Raw genomic sequence first — 20,777 nt, 5'->3', positions numbered from 1 at the left:
CCGCCCGGGCTCGGCAAGCGCCCGGATGCAGGGAGCACATGCACGCAAGGGAATTGGCAGCACCCCGAACGACCGGCCACAAGAGTCGAAAAGGGTATTGGGACAGGAAACGACCAGAGCAGGATGCGAGAAGGCCGGCACCGGCTTTCGCGTGAAACCTGCTCTTCATCCGGCTCTGGGAGGGCGGAGAGGCGATGGGGCGGCGCGTACTGATCGCGGAATTCATGCATGAGACGAACACCTTCAGTGTTCAGCTCACCGGCCAGGACGCCTTCGAGGCGCATGGCGTCTATCTCGGCAACGCGATTCCGCAAGCCTTTCGTGGCACGCGAACCGCGATGGGCGCAGCCTTCGAAGCCGCCGAGAATTTCGGCTGGAACCTCGTTCACCCGCTCGTGACGGGCGCCAACCCGTCCGGCCGCGTCTTGGATGCGGCTTTCGAGCTCTTCGCCGGCCATATCCTCGACGCCAGCGCCGGCACCGACGGCGTGCTGCTGCATCTCCACGGCGCGATGGCGACAGAAAGCTCCGATGATGGCGAGGGCGAGTTACTCGCCCGGCTGCGCAAGCGGCTGGGCCCCGACATCCCGATCGTCGCCGTGCTCGACCTCCACGCCACCCTGACGCAGCTCATGGCCGACAGCGCCAATGCGCTGATCTCCTACCGCACCTATCCCCATATCGATCAGTACGAGCGGAGCTGGCAGGGCGCGCGCTTGCTCGAACGAGCCATGGCCGGCGAAATCAGGCCGCAGGTCACGGTCGCCCGCCGCCCGATCCTCTACGCACTCGATGGCGGCCGCACGACCTCCCCGCCCTTCAAGGAATTGCTGCGCCGGGGCGACGCCCTGGAGGCCTCCGGCGAGGCGCTGGTCGTCAGCGTGCAGGCCGGCTTCTCCTCCGCCGATGTCCACGATATCGGCCCCTCCGTCGCCGTCACCGCCAATGATCGCGGCCAGGCCCAGGCCATTGCCGAGGAGCTGATGGACTATGCCTGGGAGCAGCGGCATTTCTCCTCGATCAGCTTCACGCCGCTGGCAGAAGCGATGGCCCGCGCCAAGGCTGGCGAAGGGCGGCATGACAAGCCGCTATTGATCTCGGACTACTCCGACAATCCGGGCTCCGGCGCCTATGGCGACGCCACCAATCTGCTGCGCGCCGTGCTCGATGCCGGGCTCAGCAACGTCGGCTTCCATGCCATCCGCGATCCGCAGGCCGCTCTTGCAGCCCAGGCGGCCGGTGTCGGCAACCGGTTCAAGCTCAAGCTCGGCGGCAAGGTCGATCCATCGACGGGCGGCAGGCCGCTCGATCTCGACGCCCATGTCGTGGCGCTGACCGACGGCCACTTCATCGCCTATGGCCCGATGGGCGGCGGCGTCTGGCGCAATTACGGACTGTCCGCCCTGCTGCGCGTCGACGATGTCGAGATCATCGTGATCAGCCATAACGGCCAGGCGACCGATCTCGCCCAGTTCACCTCGCTCGGCGTCGATCCGGCCCGCAAATCGACCCTGATCGTCAAGTCGATGCAGCATTTCCGCGCCGCCTTCGAGCCCGTCGCGCGCGAGGTGCTGGAGGTCGATACCGGCGCGCTCTCGACCCGCAACTTCAAGACCCGGCCCTACCGCAAGGTGCGCCGGCCGATCTTCCCGCTCGACGATATCTGACGACGACCGGCCCTGAAGCGCCGGCAACCACAAGGCAACCGGAGGACAGCGATGACCAAGGCGAGCGACGTGGCAACGAGGTCCCGCCCATGAGCGTGCAGGCCGATATCGTATTGCGGAACGGCCCGATCTGGTGTGGCCGCGAGGATGGGGTCAAGCAGGCGCTGGCGCTCTGGCAGGGCAAGGTGCTCGCTGCGGGCCAGGACAGCGAGATCGCGCCGCTGATCGGCCCCGGGACACGGGTCATCGATCTGAAGGGGCGGCTGGCGACGCCGGGCCTGAACGATTCCCATCTCCATCTGGTCTCGCTCGGGCTGACCATGGACTGGGTCGATTCAAAGCCCGCCGCCGCGCCGACGCTGGAGGCATTGCTCAGCGCCATCGCAGCCCGCGCCGCCAAGGCCAAGCCCGGCGAATGGATCCTCTCGCGCGGCTACGACCAGACCAAGCTCGACACCGGCCGCCATCCCTTCCGTGAGGAACTCGACCGCGCCGCCCCTGACAATCCGGTCATGCTGGTGCGGACCTGCGGCCATATCGCGATCTGCAACTCGGCCGCGCTCGCGCTCGGCGGTATCGACGAAGCCTCGCCGGCGCCGCAAGGTGGCCTGATCGAGCAACAGAACGGCCGACTCACCGGCCTGCTCGCCGAGAACGCCCGTGCCCCGATCCAGGCAGTGATCCCGCTGCCGAGCGAGGCCGAGATCGTCGCAGCGATCGAGCGCGCCGGGCACTACCTGCTCTCGCTCGGCATCACCAGTTGCATGGACGCCGCCGTCGGCCAGAAGGCGGGCTTCGCCGAGATCGCCGCCTACCATCGCGCCAAGCGCGACGGCCGCCTGCCGGTGCGCACCTGGCTGACCCTGCTCGGCGACGAGGGCCGCTCGATCGTGCCGCAATGCCATGCCGCCGGGCTGATCTCGGGCACCGGCGACGACATGCTGATGATCGGCGCGGTCAAGCTCTTCCTCGACGGCTCGGCCGGCGGCCGCACCGCCTGGATGAGCCAGCCCTATCTCGGCGAGGACAAGACCACCGGCGTCTGGATGCTGGACGATGCTGAACTCGAGCGCATGGTCATGGATATCCATGCCAAGGGCTACCAGCTCGCCTGCCACGCCATCGGCGACGCCGCGATCGAACAATTGATCACGGCCTATGAGAAGGCGCTCAAAGCCCATCCCGACCCGGACCGGCGCCATCGCGTCGAACATTGCGGTTTTTCGACACCCAGGCAGCATGAACGCATGGTCGCGGCCGGCATATACCCCTGCCCGCAGCAGGTCTTCATCCACGATTTCGGCGATGCCTATGTCAAGGTTCTGGGGCCAGAGCGGGCTCTGCCGAGCTATCCATTCAGGACCTGGTTCGATCTCGGCCTGAAGCCTGCGACCGGCAGCGATGCGCCGGTCTGCGACCCCGATCCCTTCCCGAACTTCCACGCCATGCTGACCCGCCAGACCTGGCGCGGCACGGTGATGGACGAGGCCCAGCGCGTCTCGATCGAAGAGGCGCTGCAGGCCTATACCGAGTTCGGCGCCTTCTCGCAGAAGCAGGAGGCCGTGAAGGGCCGGCTCGCCCCTGGTTTCCTGGCCGATGTCGCCGTGTTCTCGCGCGACCTGCTGACGGCGGCGCCCGACGAGATCTTGAAGGACACATGCTGCGACCTGACCATCCTGAACGGGCAGATCGTCCATGATCGCCTCGGTCTCGCCTGAAACCATCTCCGAGAGGGAGGACGCGCGCCTGAACTCCGTTATAGTTCCAAATGGAAGCAATCGATTCCGGCAAGAACGCCGGAACGGAATTTAAAAAAACTGGGAGGAACTACCGTGCTCAAGAAATTAGTCTTCACGACCGCGCTGACGCTGGCAGCGTTCAGCGTGCAAAACGTCGGTGCCCAGGCACAGGAACCGCGCAAGGGCGGCACCATCCGCTTCACCGCGCCTTATGCGGCCTCCTTCGTCAGCAATGACAGCCACGTCTCCAATCAGATCCAGGACGACATCTACGGCAAGGCGCTGCACCGCTCGCTCTACAATTGGGATTCGGCCAACAACAAGCCGGTGCTGGAGCTCGCCAAGAGCGTCGAGGTCTCGGCCGACGGCCTCGTCCACACCTTCAAGCTCAGGGATGACGCGCTCTTCCATAACGGTCGCAAGATGGTCGCCGACGACATCATCTGGACCTTCACGCGCCTGATGGACGGCTCGAAGAGCTATCCCGCCGCACGCTATGTCCGCCTGCTCAAGGGTGCGATCGATGTCGAGAAGGGCCAGGCCAAGGAGATTTCCGGCCTGAAGAAGATCGACGATTTCACGCTCGAGATGACCTTCACCGAGCGCACCGAGCCCGGCTTCCTCTTCAACGCCGCGACGACCTCGATCTACCCCGCCAAGGAGGCCCAGGCCCCCGACTTCTTCAACAAGCCGATCGGACTCGGCCCGTTCAAATTCGTCGAGCATGTTCCCGGCTCGCGCATGGTCTTCGAGCGCTGGGAGAAGTTCTATAAGCCCGGCAAGCCCTATGCCGACAAGCTGGTAATCTCGCCGATGGGCGAGGCTGCCGCCCGCGACGTCGCCTTCCGCAACAAGGAGATCGACGTCTCGATCCTGGGGCCGACGCAATATGTCGCCTACAAGGCCGACCCCAATCTGTCGAAGGGCATCCTCGAGGTCGCCGAGGTCTTCACCCGCAATATGGGCATGAATCCGGGCTTCAAGCCCTTTGCCGATAAGCGCGTGCGCCAGGCGATCAACCACGCTATCGACAGCGAATTGATCATCAAGCGCCTCGTCCGCGACAAGGCCTATCGCGCCACCGGCTGGCTGCCGCTCTCCTCGCCAGCCTATGACAAGGCGATGCAGCCTTATGACTTCAATCCCGAGAAGGCCAAGAAGCTCCTGACCGAGGCCGGTTATCCCGACGGCTTCGAATTCGAATGGACGGCGACGCCCAATGAGAGCTGGGGCATGCCGATCGTCGAGGCGACGATCCCGATGCTGGCCAAGGTCGGCATCAAGGTGAAGGTCAAGCCGGTCGAGGGCTCGGCGCTGGGCGGCATCGTCGCGAAGGGCGATTTCCAGGCCTATATCTGGTCGAACACCTCGGGGCCCGACCCGCTGACGGCGATGAAGTGCTTCCATTCGGCGACGCCGCAGAGCGCCTGCAACTACACCACCTACAAGAACCCCGCGGTCGACAAATTGCTCGATGAGGCCGGCACCACCGGCGACGCCGCCAAGCGCCTCGACCTCGTCAAACAGGCCAATGCGATCGTCTATGCCGACGCGCCGGTCTGGTTCTTCAACTACAACAAGGCGGTGCTGGCCTATCAGCCCTGGCTGCACGGCCTGCAGCCGAACGCGACGGAGCTTGCCCTGCAATATTTCGAGGATCTCTGGATCGACGCCTCCTCGCCGGCGGCGAAGTAACCCTCCCGCGCCAAGTCCCTACGCCCGGCGGCTCGTTCCGCCGGGCGGTTCATGGCCAGGAGCTCCCCATGCTGCCCTATGTCTTCAAGCGACTGCTGCAGGCCGTGCCGATCCTGCTCGCCGTCGCGGCGCTGGTCTTCGTGATGTTCAGCGTGATCCCCGGCGACTTCGCATCCACACAGAGCTCCGATGGCCGCTCGGTCATCGATGCGGAGGCGGTGGCGCGGATGAATACGCAGTTCGGTCTCGACGAACCCGTGCATGTGCGCTTTGGCAAATACGCCGCGAAACTGCTGACGTTGGACCTCGGGACATCCTTCAGGACACGTCAGCCCGTGGTCAACTCGCTGTCGGAGCGGATCTGGCCTAGCTTGCAGCTTGCCATGGCCGCGATGCTGTTTGCGATCGCCTTCGGCGTCCCGCTTGGCTTTCTTGCCGCTCTCAAGCCCGGCGGATGGGTCGACATGCAGTCAATGGTCGTCGCCGTCTCCGGCCTGTCTCTGCCGCAGTTCTGGCTCGGCCTGATGCTGATGTACACCTTCGCCCTGTTGCTCGGCTGGTTCCCCAGTTTCGGCTATGGCGACGGCAATCCGCGCTATCTCGTGCTGCCGGCTGTCGCGCTCGGCGTGGCGCCGCTGGCCCTGCTGGCACGAACCACACGGGCTGCCGTGCTCGAAGTGATGAACGCAGACTTCGTCCGCACCGCGCGCGCCAAGGGCAACAGCGAAGCCCGGGTGATGCGCTGGCATGTGGCACGCAACGCGGCCGTCATCGTGCTGACGACGCTCGGCCTGCAGTTCGGCTCGATCATGGGCGGCGCCGTCGTGATCGAGAAGCTGTTCGCCTGGCCGGGAATCGGGTCGCTGCTGGTCGATAGCGTCTCGTTGCGCGACATACCCGTCGTCCAGGCCTGCATCCTGTTGCTCGTGCTGTTCTTTCTCATCGTCAATATCGTCGTGGACGTGCTCTGCGCGTTGATCGATCCACGCATCAAATACAGCTAGGGCATTTTCGAGCGAAGTGGACACCGGTTCGCGTGAAGAAAATGCGATAAAACAAGGGGGTAGAGCATTTCCGCGGGGAGAAACGCGGAAAATGCTCTAGGGTCGAGCGAGCTTATGAAATTTAGAGCTAATCTCTGGATCGGCGGCGTGCTTTTCGCAGCTGTGATCGTTGGTGGCACTCTGGCGCCCTGGCTGGCGCATACAGATCCGGTCATGGACGCCAACCTGATGAATGCCGAGGTGCCGCCCGGCGCCGAGTTCTGGTTCGGCACCGACGCGCAGGGGCGAGACATCTACAGCCGCGTGCTCTACGGCGCGCGCATCTCGTTGACCGTCGGCATCGTCTCGCAGTTGATCAACACCCTGATCGGGGTCGCACTGGGAATGTCGGCGGGCTATTGGGGCGGCTGGTGGGATGATTTCGTCAACGGCCTGACCAATCTGATGCTCTCGATCCCTTCGCTGATCTTCGCGCTCGCCATCATGGCGATCCTGCAGCCCGGCCTGACCAGCCTCCTGATCGCGCTCGGCCTGACCAACTGGTCCTATACCTGCCGACTTTCGCGGGCGGCGACGCTTTCGATCAAGCAGCAGGGCTATGTCGAGGCGGCGCGCTCCTTCGGCAGCGGCAATACCCGGATCATGCTCAAACAAATCCTGCCCAATATCGCCGGCCCGATCATCGTCATCGGCACGCTGGGCATGGGCGGGGCGGTGTTGGCGGAGGCTGCCCTGTCCTTCCTCGGCTTGGGCATCCGCCCGCCTTTCCCGAGCTGGGGCTCGATGCTCTCGGATGCGCGCGACCAGATCACCACCGCGCCCTGGATCTCGGTCTTTCCAGGGCTTGCCATCTTCATGACCGTGCTCGGCCTCAACTTGCTGGGTGACGGCCTGCGCGACATCCTCGACCCCCACTCGCAAACGCGCCGCGCCTGAGCGGCCATCGACTCCCGGAACCGAGACCGACGATGACGACCAAGCCCAGCCCCAACGCCGCAATCGATCTCGCGCCGCTGGAAAGCGTGCGCTTCCACGGTCTCAAGGCCGGCCCGAGGCTGATCGTGCTCGGCGCAGTCCATGGCAACGAGATCTGCGGCCCCAACGCCATTGCCCGCGCCATTGCTGATTGCCGCGAGCGCCGGCTGACGGTCCTGCGCGGCGAGGTCACTTTCGTGCCCGTCGCCAATCCCAAGGCCTATCGGCAGAACACCCGCGAGGGCGACCGCAACCTCAACCGCGACCTGCGCGAGAAGCCCCTGCCCGCCGATAATGAGGACCGTATCGGCAACCGCCTCTGCGCCCTGCTGCGCCAGCACGATGTCCTGCTCGACATCCACTCCTTCAAGGGCGAGGGCGAGCCCTTCGTCTTCTTCGGCCCCGAGAACAACACCGGCGAGCTCGAAGCCTTCCGCCATGCCACGGAGGAAGCGGCCTTTGCCGCCTGCCTCGGCCCCGACATCCTGACCCATGGCTGGCTTCCCATCTATGCCCGCCAGATCGCGGCGCGCGAACGGTTGAACCTGCCGCCGCTCTCGGTCACCGAGGGCTTTGGCACCACGGAATATATGCGCTTCACCGGGGGCTACGGCGTCACGCTGGAATGCGGCCGGCATGACGACCCCGACTCGGCGAATGTCGGCCATGCCGCGATCCACAACGCGCTCATCCATCTCGGGCTGGTCGATGCGCCGCCGCTCGCGCCATTGCGACGCACAGTGATCGACATGGTCGATCAGGTGCTCTGCGAGGCAGAGGGCGACCGTCTCGAAGGGGTCTGGAAAACCGGCGACCGCATCGCGGCCGGCCAGGTGATCGCGCGGCGCGCCAATGGCGATCCGGTCGCGGCAGCCCGCGACGGCTTCACCATCTTTCCCAACGCCACCGCCAAGCTCGGCGAAGGCATCTGCTGTCTCGGCGTGGCGAGCGCGCGGCGCCCCTAGAGCATTTTCGAGCGAAGTGGACACCGGTTCGCGTGAAGAAAATGCGATAAAACAGGGAGCTAGATCTAGACGATCTCGGAGACCAGCTTCGCGATCAGGCTGTTGGACAGGATGACCGGCAAACCGGAAGCCTCCGCCGCCTCGCGGCGATGGCTCTCGACGAAGCCCATGCAGTCCATCAGCAGGATCTGCGCGCCGCGCCGCGCAAGGTCGCGCGCGGCCTCCGCCAGCGCCGGGCTGGGCTCCGCATAGGGAGAGGCCGCGCCATAGAGCGGCTCCTGGCCGAGCCCCGCCCATTTGCCGGCTTCGCTGGCGATCTGCTCCGGAATCGGCACGATGATGCCGAGCCGCGCCCCCTGCGTCAGGGCAGCGACGGTCGGCGGCAGGATGCGGTCGGGCTCGATCAGGCGCGCATGATCACAGGTCAGCGTCTCGAAATGGCCGGTGCAGAGCATCAGGATCGTGCTGCAGCCCTCAGTCTCCAGCATGGCGAGCTTGGCCCGCGCCGCCGCTTCCGTCTTGCTCCTGTCGATGATCACGGAGGAGCCGTCGAGCAGTTTGGTGATCAGCATCGCCTCACCCGGACGGGCTGCAAAATCACGCTCGATCTCGGCTCGGCTCAAACCGTCGAGCACGCCGGCATGCCGGCGCGGCGTCCCCGCATCGATGACGGCGTCGAGAATGGGCGTGATATCGGCGCGCGGCGCCTGGCCGATGGTGAGCGTGCCGAGTTTGCGGACCGTCATCGTCATGGTGGGATCTCGTCGTTATGGGGGACGCCTGCGTGCCGGGAGGAGCCCCGGCACGCAGGCTCAGGCGCTAGAGCCGAATGATTTCAGATCGGGTCACCAAGTGATCCGATCTGAAATCTGAATCCGTCTCTCATCAAAGAGTTAGAGCAGGATCGATGCGAAAAACCGGTTCCCACTTTTTCGCATCCTGCTCTAGCGCTTGAAGCCCTTCAACACGGAGTCGAAGAAGCTGAAGATCGCATCGCCCGCGATAACGCCGGCGGCAAAGACCTCCATGTCACCTTCACCGCTCGCGCCGCGCAGCTTCTCCCAGATCAACCGGCAGACGATGCCGGTCAGCACGGCCCAGCCCGCCATCGGGAAGTTGATCAACAGGCCGGTCGCGAAGAGCACGCCGATCTGGCGCTTCGGTCCGCCGATGAACTGCAGGATCGCGCCTGGAATCGCCCACATGAACAGCGACCAGGCGACGCCCGGCGCGACGCCGGCCTTGATCGTCGCGGCATAGACCTTGTCGACTGGAGCGACGAGGTTCTGGGCGAAATAGCTCTGATAGGAGACCAGGACCACGATGCCGGCGATGACGAAGGCGAACATCGCCGCAAAGAGCTGCTGGCGGCGACCGTCGAGCTCGAAGGCGGGATCGACGCCATTGCCGCGCAGGATATAGCCAGCCTTGAGGTCGTAGCCCATATCGGCAAAGGCCGGCCCCGTCGCGGCGGAGAAGCCGACGAGCAAGGCCAGAGCCGGGATGGGGAAGCCGATCAGCATGCCGATGATCAGCGTGATCAGCGCCACCGCAAAGGCCGGGAACCAGCCGGAATGCATCGCCGCCAGGCCGACGATCAATTCATGCACATAGGCCGCAAAGGCCGCATAGAGCACGAACAGGATCAGCATGCCGATCGACATGTCGCTCATCAGCCCGCCAGCGAGCGCGATGAACACGGCAATCACGAGATAGCCGATGGTGCCCAGCCCGAGCGCACGGCGCACCGCGGCGTCCGACGTGCCCGCGGCAGCCTCGGCCTTCCGGGCGGCTTCGTTGCGCTGCATCAGCAGCTGCACCACCTGGAACAGCGCGACGATGCCCGCACCGATCATGAAGCCGTGCGGGATATAGGCCGCCATCAGATCGCCCTTGGGGATCAGCGTGGCGAAGGTCTCGTTGTTGAAGAGCTGGCCGGAATAGCCGCGCAGCAACAGGCCGATGCCGAACATGGTCAGCGCCCAGATATTGCCAATGAAGGCGACGCCGAAAGCCGACATCGGAATGCCCGAGACGGCAGTCGAGCCGACGAAGCCGATCGCCGCCAGCGGGATCTTGATGAAGGACACGGCGATGCCGGTGACGAAACCGACCCCCATCAGCACGGCCTTGCGGCCACCCTCGTCACCGGCCTTTATCGCCTCGGCGGCAGCGACGCCCGGAGGCCAGGCCCCGGTCGCCGGGAAGACGCGCGAGTCGAACATCCGGTAGAGCAGATAGGCGTCGAGCAGCATCGCCATGAAGGCGCCGGCGAACATCGGCAGGACCAGGTCGGGACGACCGAGCAGGAAGGGAATGCCGATCGGCAGGAGCAGGCTGTTGGCCGCGCCGAAGGTCGCCGACGAGATCGCGCTCTGCGCCAGGTTCTGCACATGGATCGAGCGGTAGCGCAGGAACAGTCCGAGCGGCAGGCGCGCCAGCGCCATCGCCGCCATCGCGCCGATCAGCGAGGTGTTGGCGGTAACGCCGAGAGACACCAGCAATTGCATGCCGATGATGGCGCCGAAGACGCTGAGGATGCCGATCAGCACCAGCGTCGCCGGCTCGAACAGGCTCGGGTGCTTCTGCGGCCTCGCCCCGGTAGGTTCAGTCATAGGTAGTCCCCCTCTTTGCCCCTTTCGGGCTTGAACGCCGATTGGCGATGATCTCAGCCGGCGGCAAACGCGCCGGGCTTGGTCTCCTGCTCGTCCTGCAGCGCCTCTCCGCTCGCGACGCCGTAGTCACGCCTGGCGGCCTCCGGCGAGACGAAGCCGAGGGCGATATCGCGGGCGATGGCATCGGGTGAGCGTTCGGAAGCCGCGCCATAGCCGGCGCCGCCGGCCAGGACGAGCTCGACGATCTCATCGGGATGCATGACCTGGACCAGCTGGCCGGTGCCGACATCCTTGAGCACTTCGCCGGCCTCATTGAGCACCCGGCCCGAAGCGCCGCCGCCCGGCTGGCCGCCGAACAGGCCGGGGATCGGGTTGTTGACGCCCTCCGGATAGAGCGAGACCAAGGTCGGCAGGCCGTCGGCCGCGAGCTTGCGCAGCTTGACGCGCTGGCCGAGGCCGCCGCGCTGCTGGCCGGCACCGCCGGAATCCTGGAGATAGGTCTTCTCGACAACCAGCACGGGAACGCGCGCCTCGAAGGTCTCGATCGAGGTGTTGGCCGCCGAGGTCGGGTAGAGCAGGCCCGATTTGCCGTCGCCATGGGCGGAACCGCCCTGGCCCCCGCCGACGAAGAGCATGTCGGAATAGGTGCTGCCGGCCTCGTCCCGGCCATAGACATTGGCCGCCACGGGCAGGCCGGTGAAGGCCTGGACCTGTTTCGGCGCGGCCTGCGACAGCGCCCGGAAGATGTTGGGCGCGATGTACCAGCCGGTGCGGGTGCGCAGATTGACCGCCAGCGGCTTGTCGCAGTTCAGGATCGAGCCCTTGGGCACATCGAGCGTGAAGGCCCGGTAGCAGCCGGCATTGCCGCGCACATTCGGCGTCAGCATGCATTTCAGCGGGTAGGTCGCATGCGCGCTGGTGTAGTTCAGCGTGCAGTTCAGCCCACCCTGCGCCAGCTGCGGCGGTGCGCCGGCGAAGTCGAGATGGATCGTGTCGCCCTTGACCGTCAGCGCCAGCGGATAGGTCATCGGCGTGCCCAGCGGGTTGTTCGAGACGGTGCCGTGATAGGTTCCGTCCGGCAGCGCCGAGATCGCCTCGCGCATCGCCTTTTCCGAGCGGTTCTGCACGACGAAGGCGAGCGCGCGCAGATCCTGCATGCCGTAATCGGCCATGAAGGACTGCAGGCGCTCGGCGCCGATGGCGTTGGCCGCCACGAAGGAGTGCAGGTCGCCGAGCACCTGCTCGGAATTGCGGACGTTCTCGCCGAGCAGCCTGACCAGCGTCTCGTTGATCCGGCCGGCCTCGTAGAGCTTCATCGGCGGGATCTGGAAGCCTTCCTCATAGATCTCGCGGGCCCGCAGCGAGTCCTTGGTGCCGCCGATGTCGGAGACATGGCCGACGGTTCCCATCAGCCCAACGACACGCTCGCCCAGGAAGACCGGCGTGACGATGGCGATGTCGAAGAGATGGCCGGCGCAGAGCCAGGGATCGTTGGTGATCAGCACGTCGCCGGGCTTCAGCGTCTCGGCCGGGTAGCGTTCCAGCAGCGCCTTGACCGCGCGCGGCAGCGTCAGGTTGAACACCGGCATGGCGCGCGGGCTATGCGCCAGCGTCTCCCCTTCCGGATCGAGCAATTCGCAGGCGAAGTCCTGCGATTCCGAGATCACCAGCGAGAAGGCGGTGCGGCAGACGGTCAGCCACATCTCCTCGACGACGTTGACGAGGCGGCTCCACATGATCTCGAGCGAGATCGGATCGGCCTCGATGCGGCGCGCCGCTTCCGCCATCGGCATGTCGGCGGTGATGGTGACCTCGGCCGCGCTGGTGTTGGCGACGCTGATCAGCAGGTTCAGGACCTCGTCGATCGCCACCGTGTCGCCCGGCGGCACGATCGTCGTTGCCTCGCGCTCCTCGATGATGGCCGGTCCGCTGATGCTGTCGCCGGGGCGCAGCGCATAGCGGTCATAGACCGTGGCCTCGCTCCAGCCGGTCTCGAACCAGGCCTGGCGGCTGCCCTTGATCTTGGCGCTGGCCTCGCCCCCCCCGGCGGCGCCGGAGAGCGAGAGCGTCGGCGAGGGACCGACACAGCGGACGCGGAAATTGATCGCCTCCAGCCGCGCGCCCTCATAGACCGAGGTGTAGCGGGCCGAATAGGCCTTGGCGAAGGCGATGCGGATTGCCTCCAGGCTCGACGCGTCGATCGTCCCGGCCGGAAGGTCGACCGCGATATCGTGCATCTGGCCGACGAGGCGCATATCGGCCGAGCGCTCGACGGCAATGTCGGCCGGCTTCACGCCGGCTTCGAGAAGGTGCTTGCGCCCTTCCGCCTCCAGCTCGGCCAGCATGGCGTTGACCGAAGCAGCGTCGAAGCCCTCGGCGAATTCGACCGGCAGCGAACGGACGAGATCGAAGGACAGCGGCGCGGCCAGGAAGCCGAGCGCGGAAGCCGCGCCCGAGGCCGGCGGGATGATGACCTGGCTGACGCCGAGCACGCGCGCGACATCGACGGCATGCGCCGGACCGGCGCCGCCAAAGCCGACCATGGCGTAGCGGCGGGGGTCCTTGCCCTTCTCGACGAGATGGACGCGGGCGGCAGCGCCCATGCTCTCGGTCACGACCTTATGGATGCCCCAGGCGGCCTCCTCGACGGAGAGACCGAGCGGGGTCGCGATCGAGGCGACGGCCTTGCGCGCCGCTTCCAGATCGAGCGCCATGCGCCCGCCGAGGAAGAAGCCTGGATCATAATAGCCGAGCACGAGATTGGCGTCGGTGACCGTCGGCTTGGTGCCGCCCATGCCGTAGCAGGCCGGGCCCGGATCGGAGCCCGCCGAATGCGGGCCGACCTTGAGCAGGCCGACCTCGTCGATCGCCGCGATCGAGCCGCCGCCGGCGCCGATCTCGATCATGTCGATGACGGGCGCCTTGATCGGCAGGCCGGAGCCCTTGGCGAAGCGGTTGACGCGGCCGGCTTCCAGCATCGGCGCGATCTCGGCGCGGCCGTCCTCGATCATGCAGGCCTTGGCGGTGGTGCCGCCCATATCGAAGGAGATCACATCCTTATGGCCGGCAAGCTCGCCGAACAGGGCCGTCGCCAGCCCGCCTCCCGCGGGACCGCTTTCCAGCAGGCGGATCGGGAAGGCGCGCGCCGTCTCAGGCGAGACCAGGCCGCCGGCCGAATGCATCAGGCGCAGTGCGCCGGCAAATGAACGCGCTGCGAGTTCGCGCTGCAGCCGCTCGAGATAGCGCCCCATCAAGGGCTGGACATAGGCGTTGGCGGCCGTGGTGACGAAGCGCTGATATTCCCAGATCTCGGCGACGACCTCGCTGGAGATCGAGACGGTCAGCTCCGGGAAGGCCTCGCGGACGATGCGGCCGGCCTCGCGCTCATGGGCGGTGTTGCGATAGCTGTTCAGGAAGCAGATCGCGATCGCCTCGCAGCCGGCGGCGGCGAGTTCGCCGGCAGCCTTGCGCACGGCATTCGCGTCGAGGGCCGTGACGACCTTGCCGTCGCGGTCGATGCGCTCGGCCACTTCGAGCCGATGCTCGCGCGAGACCAGCGGCTCCGGGAAGGTCAGGAACAGATCGTAGATGTCGTAGCGCTGCTCGGTTCCCATCTCCAGGATGTCGCGGAAGCCCTGGGTGGTGATCAGGCCGAGCTTGGCACCCTTGCGCTCGATCACAGCATTGGTCACCAGCGTCGTGCCGTGGACGATATCGCCGATCTCGGCCAGCGTGATGCCGGCCATGGCGACCAGTTCCTCAAGACCGATCAGAGCCGCCTCGGACGGGTCGTGCGGCGTGGTCAGGCGCTTGTGCAGCCGGACCGAACGCTCCTGCGCGTCATAGAGGATGAAATCGGTGAAGGTGCCGCCGATGTCGAAGCCGATGCGCCAACGCGTGCTCATGGAGCTCACTCCGCGATAGAGGATGAGAGGGGGATGAAGCGGGGATCCTTGGTGATGGCGGCGATCGCGGCCGCTCCTTGACCAAGGGAGGTGATGATGGCGGCCCGCTCGGCCGCACTGGCCATCGCCGCCGGAAAGGAAATGCAGAGCGCGACCTCGTCGCCGCTGACGGGATCGCCGACCGCAACCGAAATCGCGCCGACGCCGCGGACGGCCTCATCCTCGGATTCGGCATAGCCGCGGGCGCGCTCGGTCGCGAGGCGGGCGAACAATTCGTCGAAACTCTGCGGCGCCGTGGCCGATGGCGGCGCGAAGCCGCCGGCATAGAGGCGGCGGATCTCGTCATCTGGCAGCCGCGCCAGCAAAGCCCGGCCGGTGCTGGAGGCGAAAGCCGCGATCCTGTCGCCGATCGCTGTGACCACCCGCAGCGCATGGCGACCGGGATGAGCGGTAACGCCGATGATGTCGGTGCCCTGGCGTACGCTGATATAGCCGGTATGGCCGATCTCGGCCGAGACCCGCGCAACGACCGCGTCAGCGCGATCGATCAGGGAAGCCGAGAAGCGGTAGACCTGCCCAGCCTGATGCAAAAGCACGCTGGGCCGGTAGCGCTTGCTGTCGCCGACCGTCTCCAGAAGCCCGGCATCGCGCATCGTCCGCAGCAGGCGCGACGCGTTGCTTTTCGGCATGTCGAGCAAAGCAACCAGATCCGTCACCGTCACATCGTGACGCGTGCTGGAGAAGCAACGAAGCACATCAGCGGCTGCGAGCAGGATGGACAATCGAGCGCATCTCAAAAAGTTCCATTAAATGGAACTTAAGTTGCAATAACAGGAACATACACGCCGCTACGATCGGGAGTCAATCGAGCCATGACGGCCCGACATGTCCCGCTCGCCCGCGGCAGTGCTTCACACGGCCAGCCATATGCAAAAGCCGCGCGAGGAGGCGCGCGGCTCTGTAAAAATTGTCGTGGGAACAGCGCCCCAAGCGGCGGGGCTGCGTGGCTAGCGTCAGGCCTATCGCGTCAGGCCGACACCTGCGCAAAAGCCAGCGCCGTGCCGCGGATCTGCTCGCGCGTCATGCCGGGCTTGTAGAGCGCCGAGCCGAGGCCGAAGCCGCCGGCGCCGGCCTTGCGGTAGGCCTCGACCTTGTCGGGGCTGATCCCGCCGACCGGGACGAGCAGCGTCCCCGCCGGCAGCACGGCGCGCCAGGCGCCGACCACGGCAGGCGGCATCTGCTCGGCCGGGAACATCTTCAGCGCATCGGCCCCGTTGGCGAGCGCGGCGAACGCCTCCGTCGGCGTCGCGACGCCGGGCACGCAGGTCAAGGCGCGCTCCTTGGCGGCGCGCACGACCGCCCCGTCGCTATGCGGCATCAGGATCAGGCGCCCGCCCGCCCGCTCGACCGAGGCCACGGCGTCGGGGCTCATCACCGTGCCCGCGCCGATCAGGATGTCGGGAAAGGCGCGCGCCAGCGCCTCGATGCTGCGCAGCGGCTCGGGCGAGTTCAACGGCACCTCGACGGTGCGAAAACCCGCCGCGATCAATTCCTCGGTGAGGCCGACGACCTCGTCGGGCTTGACGCCGCGCAGGATGGCGATGAACGGAAAGGCGCGGAGCGCGTCGTGAAAGCTCATGCTGGACCTCAGGCGATCAAGGCGTTGCGGCGGGCGATATCGAACAGGCCGAGAAAGGCTGCATCGTCGATCCAGGTGCTATCGATCCCGGCGGCCTGGAGGCAGAGCCGGTAGGAGCGCGCCAGATCCTCGCGGCAGATAAGCTGGACAGAACTCAGCGCGTGATCGCCGATCAGCGCCTTTGCCTCGCGCACCTCCTCCCCGATCAGCAGGCCGGAGAGATAGCTCGGCAACTCTTCGCTTGTGAATCGGTGGAACAGCCCGGTCGTCCTGACCGAGAATAGCCTGTGCAGCAGCGCGCCCGCTTCGTCGGAGAGCGCGAGCTTGCAGCCGGCCCCGAAGGCGGCGGGAGCGAAAGCCGGCTCGCTGTCCTCCGGCATCAGCTTGCCCAGGATCGAATGCCGCTTGAGCAAACCGTAGAGCTCGCCGGTCATGAAGGTGTGGAAGCGCGCAATCCTCCCCTCCTCGACCACGACCCATTTGCTGTGCGTGCCCGGCAGCACGAAGACGCCGCTGGCTTGCCCGTTGAGGCGCAGGCCGCCGAAAACCTGGACCTCCTCGCCCCGGATGACGTCCGGCGCCTGCCCGGCCTCATCGCTGACGAGACCCGGCACGAGGCCGATCCGGCCGCGCCCCTCCACCTCGATATAGGCGATACCGCGCGCCAGATCCTCAAAACTGGCGGGGCAGGCGACATAGGGCGCCTCGCGCCAGCCCTGGCGACTGCCGACCATGCCCGATGCCAGGACGGTCGCGGCGGGATGGCGGTCGAGCCAGGGGCCGAACAGGCTCTCGAAGCGCTCGGCATAGTCGCGCCCCAGCATCGCCATGACGCCATCGCCCGATTGCAGCCGGTCGAGGATGGCGCCGTCGCGGTCCATCAGCGCCGCCCGCAGCGACGAGGTGCCCCAGTCGATGGCGATCAGATGCGAGGCTGGGCTCATGGGCGTAAAGGTCCGGCGCAAATTCAGGCGGCGGAGTTATGCAGCCTGCGGGCGAAGCCGCAAGCGCGATCGTCAGGGCCGGCCATCGATCCAGGTCGCGAGCACGCTTGTCGCGTCAAAGGCGACGAGGTCGGCCCGGTAGCCAGGCACGATCCGCCCAAGCTCCTTGTCCAGCCCGAGAAAATGCGCCGGCGTCCGCGAGGCCATGATGAGCGCATCCTCGATCGTCACGCCCATCAGCCTGACCGCATTGCGCACGGCCTCGATCATGCCGAGATGCGCGCCTGCGAGCGTGCCTTGCGCGTCGGTCAGGCGCCCGTCTTTCAGGGTGATAGCGCGGCCATGCAGCAGGAACGATGCCTTGTCGGAGCCGACAAGCGACATCGCATCGGTGACCAGCATCAGCCTGTCGCGCCCCATGGCACGGAAGGCAGCGCGCAGATTGACCGGATCGGCATGCAGACCGTCGCAGATGATCCCGGCGAAGAGGCGCTCATCCGCCAGCGTTGCGCCGACGACGCCCGGCGCGCGCGGTGTCATCTGCGACATCGCATTGAAGAGATGCGTCACGCCCGTCGCGCCATCACCCACGGCCGCCGCGACCTCGGCCGCGGTTGCATCGCTATGGCCGATCGCGATGCGCAGGCCCGCAGCAGCGAGCCGCTTCAGGACAGCCCCGTCGACCTGTTCCGGCGCGAGCGTCAAGAACGAACGGCCCATCATGCCGAACCGCATCAACAGCGCGATCTCCGCCTCGCCCGGCAAGCGGATATGCTGCGGCGGATGGATGCCCTTGCGCGCCGGATTCAGAAAGGGGCCTTCGAGATGAAAGCCCAGCACGCCCGGGACCGCCAGCGCCTCGCTGGCGATCCCGGCGAGCGCGGTCAAGCGGTCCGGTGCGTCGGTGATCAATGTCGGCAGCAGCCCGGTCGTGCCGAAACGGCGATGCGCGGCAGCCATCGTGCGGACCGTCTCCACGGACGGATCGTCATTGAGCAGGACGCCCCCGCCGCCATTGACCTGGACATCGATGAAGCCCGGTGCGAGCAGGCTGCCGGCGGGCAGTTGCCTTGCAGGCAGCCCCGCAGGCGCCTCGCCCGGCTCATGCAGCGCGACAATGACGCCACCGGCTATCTCGACCGAGCGCGGTCCCAGCATCCGTTCGCCGTCGAAAAGCTGCGACGCCGCGATCAGATGGGGGCCTTGCCAAGAAGGAGAGGGATCGCGATGCAAGGGCTGAGGACCGTTCGCGCGGCGCGACGCCGCCTTGTTGTGGTCTTGTCTTGACAAGACCAGTATAACACCATTCAGCTCGTCACAAGAGGAAGCTCATGGATCGGCTCAGGATCGTCGGCGGCAAGCGGTTGGAAGGCGCGGTGACCATCGCCGGCGCCAAGAATGCGAGTCTGCCCCAGATCGCGGCAGCCCTTTTGAGCGACCAGCCGCTGACGCTCACCAACCTCCCCGCCGTGAGCGATATCGACAACATGCTGGCGGTCGTCCACGCTCACGGCGCGACGGTCACGCGCCATGATCCTCATTCCGCCACGATCGACGCCGGCGCGGCCAATGGCGGCGAAACGCCCTACGACACCGTCCGGCGCATGCGCGCGACCGTGCTCGTGCTCGGCCCCCTGCTCGCCCGCTTCGGGACGACGCGGGTCTCGCTGCCCGGCGGCTGCGCCATCGGCGCGCGCCCGGTCGACCTCCACGTCAAGGCATTGATGGCGCTGGGCGCCAGGATCGAGATCGAAGGCGGCACGATCGTCGCCGAGGCGAAGGCGGGGCTGAAGGGCGCACGCATCGTGCTCGGCTCGCCCTCGGTCGGCGCGACCGAGACCGCGATGATGGCGGCGACCCGCGCCAAGGGCGAGACCGAAATCGTCAACGCGGCGCGCGAGCCGGAGGTCGCCGACCTCGCCGATTGCCTGATCGCCATGGGCGCGCGCATCGAAGGCGCCGGTACGCACCGCATCCTGATTGCCGGCGACACCGATTTCCGCGCAACGCAACACCAGATCATCCCCGACCGCATCGAGGCCGGAACCTATGCCATCGCCGCCGCCATCACCGGCGGCCAGCTCGAACTGACCCATGCCAGGCTCGAACAGATGGCCTCGGTCGCGCAGGTGCTGGAGGCAGCCGGCGTCAGGATCTGGCCGGGCGATCGCGGCCTGATCGTCTCCGGCGATGGCGCCCTCACCGGCGTCGACATCAGCACCGAGCCCTATCCGGGGTTCCCGACGGATCTGCAGGCGCAGTTCATGGCCCTGATGACGCAGGCCGCCGGCGCGGCGATGATCCGCGAGACCGTGTTCGAGAACCGGTTCATGCATGTGCCCGAACTCCAGAGGCTCGGCGCCAACATCACGCTGCAGGCGACGACCGCGCTGGTGCGCGGCGGCTCGCCCCTCAGGGGCGCGCAGGTGATGGCGACCGATCTGCGCGCCTCGGTCTGCCTCGTTCTCGCGGCGCTGGTCGCCGAGGGCGAGACCATCATCAACCGCGTCTACCATCTCGACCGCGGCTATGAGCAGCTCGACGTCAAGCTCCGCCGCTGCGGTGCCGACATCACCCGATTGAAGGATTGAGCGCTGTGTCGGGGCAAGCGCGTCATTATCTGGGCGTCGATGGCGGCGGCACGGGCTGCCGCGCGCGGCTTGAGACAGACACGGGCGAGGTGCTCGGCCAGGGCCTGTCGGGACCGGCGGCGACGCGGTTCGGCATCGACAAGGCCTGGGCCTCGATCATGACGGCGGTCGAGGGCGCCCTGCAGGAGGCCGGTATTGCCGGTGAGGCGCGTGGCTCCATCTGCGCCGGCATCGGGCTTGCGGGGCTCGGCCGCAAGGGCGCGCTGGAGGCTCTGCAGGCCCTGCCCCACCCCTTCGCCGACATCGCCTTCACCAGCGACGGCTTCGCCGCCTGCCTCGGCGCGCATTCCGGCCAGGACGGCGCGATCGTGATCGCCGGCACGGGCTCGATGGGGATCGGCCGCGTCGAAGGGCGCGAGCTGCGTGTCGGCGGCTATGGCTTCCCGATCTCGGACGAAGGCAGCGGCGCCGATCTCGGCCTGCAAGCTGTCAGGCTCGCCTTGCGGGCTCATGACGGCCGCCATGAACGCACCGCTTTGCTCGGCGAGGTGATGCAGCGCTTCCAGAACGAGCCGGCGGAGGCTGTCGCCTGGATGGACCGCGCCACGGCGACCGATTACGCGACCTTCGCTCCTCTGGTGATGCGCCATGCCAATCAGGGCGACGCAGCCGGCCGGCGCATCGTCCAGGGCGCAGCCGAGCAGATCGACGGGCTCGTGCGCGCCTTGTTCGACCAGGGCGCGCCGCGCGTCACGCTGCTCGGCGGCCTGTCGAGCGCGATCGAACCCTGGCTCTCGCCCGATGTCCGCCATCGCCTCAAGCCCGCCGACGGCGATGCCGTCTCGGGCGCGATCATCCTGGCGCGGACGATGGCGGCCTAGAGATTGTTATGGACTCTGGGGACGCCTTCGCCAGCGTGTCCATGCCAGTCAGCAGCGCCATGCCGAGGCAGGCGGCGACGAAGGGAAACCGGGCGATCAGGCTGTCCCTGGCGATGCATCACACCCGGCTCGAGCGGATTGGCGATTGCGATAGCCT

The 20,777-nt window shown here is 66.8% G+C and carries 15 protein-coding genes; 8 read left to right on the top strand and 7 right to left on the bottom strand.

Features of this window, described 5'->3' with window-relative positions; translation table 11 throughout:
- Positions 1-194: 194 nt before the first annotated feature.
- The 6 genes from ACSQ3P_RS14935 (at position 195) to ACSQ3P_RS14910 (ending at position 8,045) form a co-directional block, all read left to right on the top strand.
- Entirely contained in the window at positions 195-1,667 is a 1,473-nt protein-coding gene (locus tag ACSQ3P_RS14935) for a M81 family metallopeptidase (protein WP_436166338.1), read from the top strand.
- 89 nt (positions 1,668-1,756) lie between these two features.
- Complete coding sequence (locus ACSQ3P_RS14930) at positions 1,757-3,385, top strand: amidohydrolase (protein ID WP_436166337.1); 1,629 nt, start codon at positions 1,757-1,759, stop codon at positions 3,383-3,385.
- A gap of 114 nt (positions 3,386-3,499) precedes the next feature.
- Positions 3,500-5,101, top strand: a complete 1,602-nt coding sequence (locus ACSQ3P_RS14925; protein ID WP_436166336.1) for an ABC transporter substrate-binding protein — start codon at positions 3,500-3,502, stop codon at positions 5,099-5,101.
- 68 nt (positions 5,102-5,169) lie between these two features.
- Positions 5,170-6,105 carry an ABC transporter permease gene (locus tag ACSQ3P_RS14920; RefSeq protein ID WP_436166335.1) on the top strand — a complete coding sequence of 312 codons (936 nt, stop codon included), beginning with the start codon at positions 5,170-5,172 and terminating at the stop codon, positions 6,103-6,105.
- 114 nt (positions 6,106-6,219) lie between these two features.
- Positions 6,220-7,041 (top strand): ABC transporter permease, encoded by an 822-nt coding sequence (locus tag ACSQ3P_RS14915; protein ID WP_069688389.1) that lies wholly within the window; start codon positions 6,220-6,222, stop codon positions 7,039-7,041.
- Between the two features lie 32 nt (positions 7,042-7,073).
- Positions 7,074-8,045: a succinylglutamate desuccinylase/aspartoacylase family protein gene (locus ACSQ3P_RS14910; RefSeq protein WP_436166334.1), complete on the top strand. Its 972-nt coding sequence runs from the start codon at positions 7,074-7,076 to the stop codon at positions 8,043-8,045.
- Between the two features lie 65 nt (positions 8,046-8,110).
- Here the strand turns inward: ACSQ3P_RS14910 and ACSQ3P_RS14905 are convergent, their stop codons facing one another.
- The 7 genes from ACSQ3P_RS14905 to nagA form a co-directional block, all read right to left on the bottom strand.
- Entirely contained in the window at positions 8,111-8,797 is a 687-nt protein-coding gene (locus ACSQ3P_RS14905; RefSeq protein ID WP_436166333.1) for an AroM family protein, read from the bottom strand.
- A gap of 192 nt (positions 8,798-8,989) precedes the next feature.
- Positions 8,990-10,660 (bottom strand): OPT/YSL family transporter, encoded by a 1,671-nt coding sequence (locus ACSQ3P_RS14900; RefSeq protein ID WP_436166332.1) that lies wholly within the window; start codon positions 10,658-10,660, stop codon positions 8,990-8,992.
- A 53-nt stretch (positions 10,661-10,713) separates the two neighbouring features.
- Positions 10,714-14,565, bottom strand: a complete 3,852-nt coding sequence (locus ACSQ3P_RS14895; protein ID WP_436166331.1) for a hydantoinase B/oxoprolinase family protein — start codon at positions 14,563-14,565, stop codon at positions 10,714-10,716.
- Positions 14,566-14,570: 5 nt separating this feature from the next.
- Entirely contained in the window at positions 14,571-15,320 is a 750-nt protein-coding gene (locus ACSQ3P_RS14890) for an IclR family transcriptional regulator (RefSeq protein WP_436166745.1), read from the bottom strand.
- A gap of 272 nt (positions 15,321-15,592) precedes the next feature.
- The gene (locus tag ACSQ3P_RS14885) at positions 15,593-16,204 is read right to left on the bottom strand and encodes a 2-dehydro-3-deoxy-6-phosphogalactonate aldolase (protein ID WP_436166330.1); all 612 of its coding nucleotides are present in this window, start codon (positions 16,202-16,204) and stop codon (positions 15,593-15,595) included.
- Positions 16,205-16,212: 8 nt separating this feature from the next.
- Positions 16,213-17,148 carry a 2-dehydro-3-deoxygalactonokinase gene (locus ACSQ3P_RS14880; RefSeq protein WP_436166329.1) on the bottom strand — a complete coding sequence of 312 codons (936 nt, stop codon included), beginning with the start codon at positions 17,146-17,148 and terminating at the stop codon, positions 16,213-16,215.
- Positions 17,149-17,220: 72 nt separating this feature from the next.
- Positions 17,221-18,342, bottom strand: a complete 1,122-nt coding sequence (gene nagA / locus ACSQ3P_RS14875) for an N-acetylglucosamine-6-phosphate deacetylase (RefSeq protein WP_436166744.1) — start codon at positions 18,340-18,342, stop codon at positions 17,221-17,223.
- A 137-nt stretch (positions 18,343-18,479) separates the two neighbouring features.
- Between nagA and murA the strand changes: the two genes are divergently transcribed.
- Positions 18,480-19,739 (top strand): UDP-N-acetylglucosamine 1-carboxyvinyltransferase, encoded by a 1,260-nt coding sequence (murA, locus tag ACSQ3P_RS14870; RefSeq protein WP_436166328.1) that lies wholly within the window; start codon positions 18,480-18,482, stop codon positions 19,737-19,739.
- A complete protein-coding gene (locus tag ACSQ3P_RS14865) occupies positions 19,736-20,620 on the top strand; it encodes a BadF/BadG/BcrA/BcrD ATPase family protein (protein ID WP_436166327.1) in 885 nt (294 codons plus the stop codon). Before murA ends, ACSQ3P_RS14865 begins: the two co-directional genes overlap by 4 nt.
- The last annotated feature ends 157 nt before the right edge of the window (positions 20,621-20,777 follow it).

It is taken from the genome of Allobosea sp. LjRoot9 (genome assembly GCF_964252745.1).
Lineage (GTDB): Bacteria > Pseudomonadota > Alphaproteobacteria > Rhizobiales > Beijerinckiaceae > Allobosea.
Note: the sequence above shows the minus strand (reverse complement) of the source record. Positions and strands in the feature narration are given on the sequence as shown.

What these genes read in the sequence shown, in the direction of transcription:
- ACSQ3P_RS14915 (WP_069688389.1), top strand. Translation starts at nt 6,220, where the DNA reads ATGAAATTTAGAGCTAATCTCTGGATCGGCGGCGTGCTTTTCGCAGCT.
- ACSQ3P_RS14900 (WP_436166332.1), bottom strand. Translation starts at nt 10,660, where the DNA reads ATGACTGAACCTACCGGGGCGAGGCCGCAGAAGCACCCGAGCCTGTTC.
- ACSQ3P_RS14880 (WP_436166329.1), bottom strand. Translation starts at nt 17,148, where the DNA reads ATGAGCCCAGCCTCGCATCTGATCGCCATCGACTGGGGCACCTCGTCG.
- ACSQ3P_RS14920 (WP_436166335.1), top strand. Translation starts at nt 5,170, where the DNA reads ATGCTGCCCTATGTCTTCAAGCGACTGCTGCAGGCCGTGCCGATCCTG.
- ACSQ3P_RS14910 (WP_436166334.1), top strand. Translation starts at nt 7,074, where the DNA reads ATGACGACCAAGCCCAGCCCCAACGCCGCAATCGATCTCGCGCCGCTG.
- ACSQ3P_RS14930 (WP_436166337.1), top strand. Translation starts at nt 1,757, where the DNA reads ATGAGCGTGCAGGCCGATATCGTATTGCGGAACGGCCCGATCTGGTGT.
- murA (WP_436166328.1), top strand. Translation starts at nt 18,480, where the DNA reads ATGGATCGGCTCAGGATCGTCGGCGGCAAGCGGTTGGAAGGCGCGGTG.
- ACSQ3P_RS14885 (WP_436166330.1), bottom strand. Translation starts at nt 16,204, where the DNA reads ATGAGCTTTCACGACGCGCTCCGCGCCTTTCCGTTCATCGCCATCCTG.
- ACSQ3P_RS14905 (WP_436166333.1), bottom strand. Translation starts at nt 8,797, where the DNA reads ATGACGATGACGGTCCGCAAACTCGGCACGCTCACCATCGGCCAGGCG.
- ACSQ3P_RS14895 (WP_436166331.1), bottom strand. Translation starts at nt 14,565, where the DNA reads ATGAGCACGCGTTGGCGCATCGGCTTCGACATCGGCGGCACCTTCACC.
- ACSQ3P_RS14935 (WP_436166338.1), top strand. Translation starts at nt 195, where the DNA reads ATGGGGCGGCGCGTACTGATCGCGGAATTCATGCATGAGACGAACACC.